The organism is Streptomyces sp. NPDC051662, assembly GCF_040681655.1.
Lineage (GTDB): Bacteria > Actinomycetota > Actinomycetes > Streptomycetales > Streptomycetaceae > Streptomyces.
Genome location: NZ_JBFAZD010000032.1, coordinates 87,044 through 94,749, shown reverse-complemented (window position 1 = coordinate 94,749; position 7,706 = coordinate 87,044). Strand labels below are relative to the sequence as shown.

Below are 7,706 nucleotides of genomic sequence, written 5' to 3'. Positions count from 1 at the left end.
CGACATCTCGAAGCGTGGAGAACGGCCGCCCCAGCTGTCCCGAGAAGAACCGCAGATCAGCAGGTCGGGTGACCAGCGAGGATAAACGCCAAGCTAAGACGTGTGGCCGCATGCCGCTCCCGGCCCTGATACGTACCCCTCGCCCCCTCCGCCGCACGCCCGCCCGGAAGTTCATACCCGTGCCCTGTCTCCGGGGCACCAGGCGTACGGTCTGTCATCGCGGCCATCCCGGGCGCTCCCGTACCCGGCGGTCGCTCCTCGTCCGGACCGGCCGCGGCCGTCGGCGTTCGGGCGGAGGAGGGACCCTCCGACACCGCTCCGTTCGCGGGACCGTCTCCGCGCGTCTCACCGAAAGTTGTGAAAGGAAATTCCTGTGCCATCCTCTCCGCCCTATCTCGACTCCGCTCTGACCGTCACCGAGCGGGTCGACGACCTTGTCGGCCGCATGACGCTGCCCGAGAAGATCGGCCAGATGCTGCAGTTGGACGCCAAGGAGGGCGTATACGTCGTTGCGGACATGCACGCGGGTTCCATCCTCCACGCCTCGCCCGAACGCGTTCTCGAAGCCGCCGAACTCACCGAGCGGTCGCGGCTGCGCATCCCGTTGCTGGTGGCCGAGGACTGCATCCACGGACACTCCTTCTGGGAGGGCGCGACGATCTACCCCACTCAGCTGGGCATGGCCGCCACCTGGGACCCGGCCCTTGTCGAGCGGGTCGCCAGGGCGACGGCGGTGGAGGCGGCGGCGACCGGTGTGCACTGGACGTTCTCACCTGTGCTGTGCATCGCACGGGACCTGCGATGGGGCCGGATCGGCGAGACCTTCGGCGAGGACCCCTTCCTCATCGGCGAGCTGGCCTCCGCCATGGTCCGGGGCTACCAGGGCGACGGGCTCTCCGACCCGACGGCGATCCTCGCCTGCGCCAAGCACTTCGCGGGATACTCGGAGACCCAGGGCGGCCGGGACGCCAGCGAGGCCGACATCTCGCGGCGCAAGCTGCGCTCCTGGTTCCTGCCTCCCTTCGAACGTGTGGCCCGCGAGGGATGCCGTACGTTCATGCTCGGATACCAGTCCATGGACGGTGTCCCGATCACGGTCAACAACTGGCTGCTCAACGACGTACTGCGCGGCGAGTGGGGTTACACCGGCACGCTCGTGACCGACTGGGACAACGTCGGCCGCATGGTGTGGGAGCAGCGGATCCACAGTGACTACGCACAGGCGGCAGCGGCAGCGGTCCGCGCGGGCAACGACATGGTGATGACGACTCCGAAGTTCTTCGGCGGGGCGCAGGAGGCGGTCGAACGGGGCATCCTCGACGAGGCGGAGATCGACGAAGCGGTCCGCCGCGTCCTGACCCTCAAGTTCGAACTCGGGCTCTTCGAGGAGCCACGCCGTCCCGACCGCGCCCGCCAGGCCGAGGTGATCGGCAGCGCGGGGCACGCCGCCCTGAACCTGGAGACGGCCCGTCGCTCGCTCGTCCTGCTCACCAATGACGGCACCCTGCCCCTGGCGGGGGGATTCGAGGCGGATGCCGAAGGCCGGGCCGTCGCCGGCCCGGAGATCGCGCCTCGTACGGTCGCCGTCATCGGTCCCAACGCCGACGACGCCCAGACCCAGCTCGGTGACTGGGCCGGTTCCTCCGGCCAGGCCGACTGGCTCCCCGACGGCCAGCCGCGCGCGATGATCACGACGGTGCTCGAAGGGTTTCGCGCACATGTCCCCGAGGGCTGGGGTGTGTCCCACGCCCGCGGCGCGGACATCCTCACCGTCGAAGCCGACCCGGAGGGCGCGTTCTTCCCCGACGGGCAGCCCCGCCCCACGGTCGTCGTCCCCGCGGAGCCCTCCGAGACGCTGATCGCCGAAGCCGTGGCGTGCGCGGAGGCCGCGGACTACGTCGTCGCTGTCGTGGGCGACCGTATCGAACTGACGGGTGAGGGCAAGTCGACGGCGACTCTGGAGCTGGTCGGGGGGCAGGTCGCCCTCCTCGACGCACTCGCCGCGACCGGCAAGCCGCTGGTGGTCGTGGTCATCAGCGCCAAGCCACTGGTCCTGCCGCCGTCCGCGCACAACGCCGCCGCGATCGTGCACGCCTTCAATCCCGGCATGCGCGGCGGACAGGCGGTCGCCGAACTGATCCTCGGCCTCGTCGAGCCGACCGGCCGTCTGCCGATCTCCTTCGCCCGCCACGCCGGGCAACAGCCCACGTACTACAACCAGGTGCGTGGCCAGCACGGCAGCCGCTACGCGGATCTGACGCAGAGCCCGGCCTTCGTCTTCGGCGAGGGTCTGAGCTACACGACCGTCGCATACGCGGACTTGGAGATCCCCACCGCGGAGCTCGGTACGGGCGACTCGGTCCACGCACGGCTCACGGTCTCCAACGTGGGCACGCGCCCTGTCCTGGAGACCGTGCAGGTGTACATCAGCGACACCGTCACCTCGGTGACCTGGGCGGAGAAGGAGCTGAAGGCATATCAGCAGGTGTCGCTCGCGCCGGGGGAGTCACGGGAGGTCCTGATCGATCTGCCGGTCGCCGCGTGCACGCTCGTGGACGCGCAGGGCGAGCGTGTCGTCGAGGCCGGCGCCTTTGAGCTCCTGGTCGGTCCGTCGTCCCGTGACGAATCGCTGCTGCGGGCGGGATTCACCGTCAAGGGCTGACGGCCGGCGCACGCGGACGGTCCCGCCCGCCGACGGCACCGCTCGGATCCCTTTCCCGATGGGCGGGGCGGCCGCGGGGCAGGGATCCGAGCGGCGAGCGCGCCGGTCCGCCGACGCGGGCACGTTGGCTGTGGTCTTGGTGCTCGGCGAAACGGCGAGCCAAGGGCCGTCACGGAGTACGACTGCCGGCCGACAGCCAGGTGTCGACGGTCGCCGCCAGCTCGTCGAGTCCGGTGAAGACGTGGCCGTTCATGCCGATGGCTCGCGCCGCACGTACGTTCTCCTCGCGGTCGTCGACGAAGAGGAAGTCGGCGGGGGCGGCCCGCAGAGCGACGACGCAGTGGCGGAACGCCGCCGGGTCCGGCTTCGCCGCGTTGATCTTTCCGGAGAACGCGACGTGGTCCAGGTCGCGCAGCCAGGGCTGCGCGGCGCGGAAGGCGTCCGCGTGGTCGGAGGGAATGTTGGACAGCAGGGCGACTTCGGCGACGTCACGGAGGGACCGCGCATAGGCGACCATCCGGTCGTCGACGCGTGACCAGCTGTCGATGTCGGCGAGCCGCAGCTCCTCGATGAGCCGCAGCTCCTCGATGAGCCGCAGCTCCTCGATGAGCCGCGGCTCCTCGATCGTGTCGGTGTCGGCGGTGTGGGAGAGCCGCCGCAGTACGGCCGTCCAGTACGCGGACGCGGACGCGTGCCCGGCGTCGTAGGGCCGGCGGCAGGCCCAGTAGGCCTCGGCGAAGGCGTCAGCGGGTGCGTCGCACCGAGCGGCCATCTCCGCCAGGGCGCCGGGGCGTTGGTGGCGGGCGATGACCCCGTAGAGGTCGAACAGCACGATGCGTCGGTCGGTGGACATGGTGCGGGTGGTGTCTGTCGCGGGCATCAAGGGCTTCCTTCCGATGGCGGGCTCTTTCCCACCGGTCCGGCGCCCGGCCGGGGGCCTGTGCGGCACGGTGTCAGGGGTCGTGCCGCACAGGCGGTCGGTGGCTGCTCCGTACTGCCTCGCGTGCGCGGCCGGATCCGGTGCGCAGCACTCCGGCAGCCGTGGCGGTGATCGCGCACAACAGGGTGAGCAGCAAGAAGGCGTGGTTCAGCGGTACGAGATGGGTCAGCCAGCCGATGACAGCGGGGCCGGAGAGCATGCCGAGGTAGCCGAGCCCGGCGACGCGGGAGATGTTGGCCCCGGCGGCGGAGGGGGCGACGCGCCAGGTCGCGCTGTACAGCTGGGGTACGCAGCCGGACAGTCCCAGGCCGAACAGCGCCCAGCCCGCGAACGCGGCCCAGATCCACGGGGTGACGGACACGACCGTGATCCCGACGGCGGCCGTGACCGCGCCGTAGCGCAGGACCGCCATGGGCCCGAACCGGCCGGATATGCGGTCGGCGAGCAGCCGTCCAGTGGTCATCGCCGCCGCGTAGGTGCCGTACGCGAGGGCGGCGGTGCTCGCGGGCGCGCCGAGGATGTCCTTCAGATGCAGCGCGCTCCAGTCGTTGGCGGCTCCCTCGGCCAGCATGACCATCGCGGCCAGGACGGCGAGCATCCAGATCCGCCCGGGAGGCTTGCGCCGCTTTCCGGCACGTTCCCGCTCGCCGTCCGCGGTGGTGGTGGCGGGCGGCGGCGCGGTCGGCAGCAGAGCCCGGGCCGACACCAGTGCGGTCACGATGCCGGCGGCTCCCACGGTTGCCATGCCCAGGGGCGGGCCCATGCCGGCGCTCGCGGTGCCTACTCCGACGAGTGCGGCGATGACACCGCCGACGGAGAACATGGCGTGGAAGGCTGACATGATCGGCCGGTTGTACGCCTTCTCCACGTGCACGGCGTGGGCGTTCATGCTCACGTCGAGGCAGCCGTTGCAGAAGCCGAAGACCAGCAGGGCACCCGCCAGCGTCCAGAGATCCGGGGACAGGCCGGGCAGCACCAGGGTCGTACTGGACAGAACTCCGCCGATGGGGAGCACCATGTGCGCCCCGAGGCGGTCGGCCAGGCGTCCGGCCACCCGCATGCCGGTGAAGGCCCCGAGCCCCAGCAGCACCAGCAGGCTCCCCAGCGTGGCGTGGCTGATGCCCACCCGTTCCTCTATGGCGGGGATGTGGACCACCCAGGTGCCGATCAGGCTGCCGCACAGGGCGAAGTAGACGAAGTTCGCCGCACGGGCGGATCGAAGCGAGCGTTCCATGCCGCCCACCATAACGAACAGATTTTGTGTTTGGGAAGCCGCGTAATGAACGGCTTGAATGTTCGTTTCGAGGTGGTGTTCAATCGCGGTATGAGCAACGCAGACCGGCACAGGCTGATCGTCCGGGCCGTCAGGGAGTCGGGCAGTGCCACGGTCCAGGAACTCGCCGAGCTGACCGGCGCCTCGGAGATGACCATCCGGCGCGACCTCGACGCACTGGCCGGACAAGGCGCCCTCGAACGCGTCCGAGGCGGAGCACGCACACTGCTGCTCAGGGGCGAGGAGCCGCCCTTCGCGCTGCGCGCCCACGAGGCCGTCGACGCCAAACGCCGGATTGCGGCCGAGGTGTCCTCACTCATCGCCGACGGCGAGACAGTCCTCCTGGACAGCGGCACCACCTGCCTGGAGGTCGCCCGTCTCCTGCGTCAGCGGCCGATCACCGTGATGCCCCTGTCCCTGCAAGCCATCCATACACTCGGCGACTCCCCGGGCCGGACCACGCTGATGGTGCCCGGCGGACGCCCCCGCGCCGCGGAAGGAGCCCTCACCGGCCCCCTCACACTCGCCTCCCTGTCGGCGCTGCGCTTCGACACCGCGATCATCGGCTGCTGCGGCCTGAGCGCGGCCGAGGGCCTGACCGCGTACGACCTCGACGACGCGGCGGTGAAGAAGGCCGGCATCGCCTCCAGCCGCCGCGTCATCGTCGCCGCGGACGGCAGCAAACTCGGCCACACCGCCCACGCCCACGTCGGCTCCTCCACACTTCTGCGCACCCTCGTCACCGACAACACGGCGCCTGCCGACGAGGTGACCGCACTCGAAGCGGCCGGCACCGTCGTCAGGACCGTCTGACGAGGCCGCCGCGGCCCGCGTTCGGTGTTGGCCCGGTGGAGCAGTTGGCCAGGACGTCCATGCGGCTCAGCGAGTCCGCCCCGCCCTGGATCAGCTGGGCGTACCCGCCCTTTCGAGGAGTTGAGCGGTAGCCGCCCACAGCCGCCGTTCCCGGTCGCGGTCCTGGGCGACGGGCCGTACTTCACGCACCTTGTCGATCACCACGAACGCGCCGTCGCGCAGGTTCGCCCACTTGTCGTCGAGCGCGACCGAGGCCAGCGCCGGCCCGGAGCGTTCCGGGGTGGCGACCCCTGGCAGGCGTGCCAGGCCGCGCCCCACCGCCTGCATGGCCCGGGGTGCTCCCCGGCCCAGTGCGGTGCCGGGCATCCAGCCGGGTTCGAACACCGATACGTTGATGCCGGGCCCGGCGTGCCGCTGGAGCTCGTGGGCGTAGTACAGAATCGCCAGCTTGGCGTTGGAGTAGGCGACTCCGGTGGCCTTCAGGCCCGGATTCTTCTCTCCGGTCGCGGCCCTGGCGATGTCGACGGGGTCACGCCACTCCGCGGCGGGCACCCCAAGGATCCGCCGGTAGATATTGGCGTGGTAGGTGTTCGAGCCGAGCAGCACGACACGGGCGGGTGCGGTGAACGAGCCGAGCAGGTCGCCGATGAGCTGGGTGTGCGCGAGATAGTTCACGGCGAAGGTCATCTCGTAGCCGTCGGCCGAGGCGACGCGGGTGTCGGCCGACATCTGGCCGGCGTTGGCGACCAGCGCCCGCAGGGGCCGTACCGCTCCGGTACCGAGCAAGTCCCGCGCGGTGGCCGCCGCGGCCCGCACGTCGGTGAGCCGGGACAGGTCGCAGCCGACCTCATGGACCGTGGCGCCCCGCGCGCGGGCCTCGTCGGCGACTTCCGCGAGCGCCTTTCCGGCGCGGCCCACCAGCAGCAGGTCGGGGCGTTCCCCGTCCGGGCGGTCCGCCATGGCGAGGGTGGCGGCACGGCCCAGGCCCCTGGTCGGGCCGGTGATCAGAACAGTTCCAGTTTCCGAGGCAGTCATAAGTCGACCTTCGGACAGTGAAGTGCGGTCAACCAGTCGTCGCGTTGTCGTAGGAATACCAGGGCCAGGACAACGGCGACACCGCCTTGCACACTGAACGCATGGAATCGTGGGAGTTCGGCCGGATGGTGCGCCGTTGGCGTGACCGCGTGGCGCCCGAGACCGTCGGTGTTCCGGCCGGACGGCGCCGCCGGGCGAGCGGGCTGCGACGCGAGGAGCTGGCCGGGCTCGCCGGGATCTCGACCGACTACCTGACCCGGCTCGAACAGGGGCGGGCGACCGCGCCCTCGGCACAGGTCGTGGGGGCACTCACGCGGGCGCTGCGCCTGTCCGACACGGAGCGTGACCTCCTTTACCGGCTGGCCGGTCATACGGCTCCCGGGCCCGACGTCGTCCCCACACGTGTCGCGCCGAGCGTGCAGCGACTGCTGGACCGGCTGGCGAATACCCCGGTCGTCGTCTACGACGCCACCTGGACCCTCGTCACCGCCAACGCGCCCTACGACGCGCTCATGGGCGAAACGTCGACCTGGCACGGCATCGAACGCAACGCCATCTGGCGCAACCTCGTCGGACGCCACAACCGCACGGTACACACCGCGGAGGAACAGGCCGACCACGAGGCGCGACTCGTCGCCGACCTGCGGCTGACCGCCTCCCGGTATCCCGCCGACCGGGCGTTCCGGCGGCTCATCCGCGAGCTCGCGGACCAGTGCCCGCGCTTCACCGACCTCTGGGACTCCGACGCCCCGGCTTCGCTCCCGGACCCCTCACGGCGGAAGGTCATCGATCACCCGGTGGTCGGCCGGATCACGCTGGACTGCGACCCGCTCATCGTCGCCCTGGACGATCTGCGCATCATGGTCTACACCGCCGAGCCCGGCACCGAGGACGCCGATCGTCTCGCGCTCGCCATCGTTCTCGGCACCCAGACGCTCGTCGAATAGCCCCTGTCCGTACCGGGGGGTCGGGCAACCAGGGAC

At 70.8% G+C, this 7,706-nt stretch carries 6 protein-coding genes; 3 read left to right on the top strand and 3 right to left on the bottom strand.

Annotated features, from left to right (window positions below):
* The first annotated feature begins 373 nt into the window (after positions 1-373).
* Positions 374-2,662, top strand: a complete 2,289-nt coding sequence (locus AB0M67_RS35570; protein ID WP_365751722.1) for a glycoside hydrolase family 3 N-terminal domain-containing protein — start codon at positions 374-376, stop codon at positions 2,660-2,662.
* A gap of 169 nt (positions 2,663-2,831) precedes the next feature.
* On the opposite strand, the gene AB0M67_RS35565 is transcribed toward AB0M67_RS35570, so the two are convergent.
* Entirely contained in the window at positions 2,832-3,515 is a 684-nt protein-coding gene (locus tag AB0M67_RS35565; RefSeq protein WP_365751725.1) for an HAD-IA family hydrolase, read from the bottom strand.
* 100 nt (positions 3,516-3,615) lie between these two features.
* Positions 3,616-4,836 carry an MFS transporter gene (locus AB0M67_RS35560; protein ID WP_365751721.1) on the bottom strand — a complete coding sequence of 407 codons (1,221 nt, stop codon included), beginning with the start codon at positions 4,834-4,836 and terminating at the stop codon, positions 3,616-3,618.
* Between AB0M67_RS35560 and AB0M67_RS35555 the strand changes: the two genes are divergently transcribed.
* Positions 4,750-5,688, top strand: a complete 939-nt coding sequence (locus tag AB0M67_RS35555) for a DeoR/GlpR family DNA-binding transcription regulator (RefSeq protein WP_365751720.1) — start codon at positions 4,750-4,752, stop codon at positions 5,686-5,688. The genes AB0M67_RS35560 and AB0M67_RS35555 overlap by 87 nt on opposite strands.
* A 90-nt stretch (positions 5,689-5,778) precedes the next feature.
* On the opposite strand, the gene AB0M67_RS35550 is transcribed toward AB0M67_RS35555, so the two are convergent.
* Complete coding sequence (locus AB0M67_RS35550) at positions 5,779-6,723, bottom strand: SDR family NAD(P)-dependent oxidoreductase (RefSeq protein ID WP_365751719.1); 945 nt, start codon at positions 6,721-6,723, stop codon at positions 5,779-5,781.
* A gap of 101 nt (positions 6,724-6,824) precedes the next feature.
* Here AB0M67_RS35550 and AB0M67_RS35545 point away from each other — a divergent pair, with 101 nt between their 5' ends.
* Positions 6,825-7,670, top strand: a complete 846-nt coding sequence (locus AB0M67_RS35545) for a helix-turn-helix transcriptional regulator (protein ID WP_365751718.1) — start codon at positions 6,825-6,827, stop codon at positions 7,668-7,670.
* Positions 7,671-7,706: the final 36 nt, after the last annotated feature.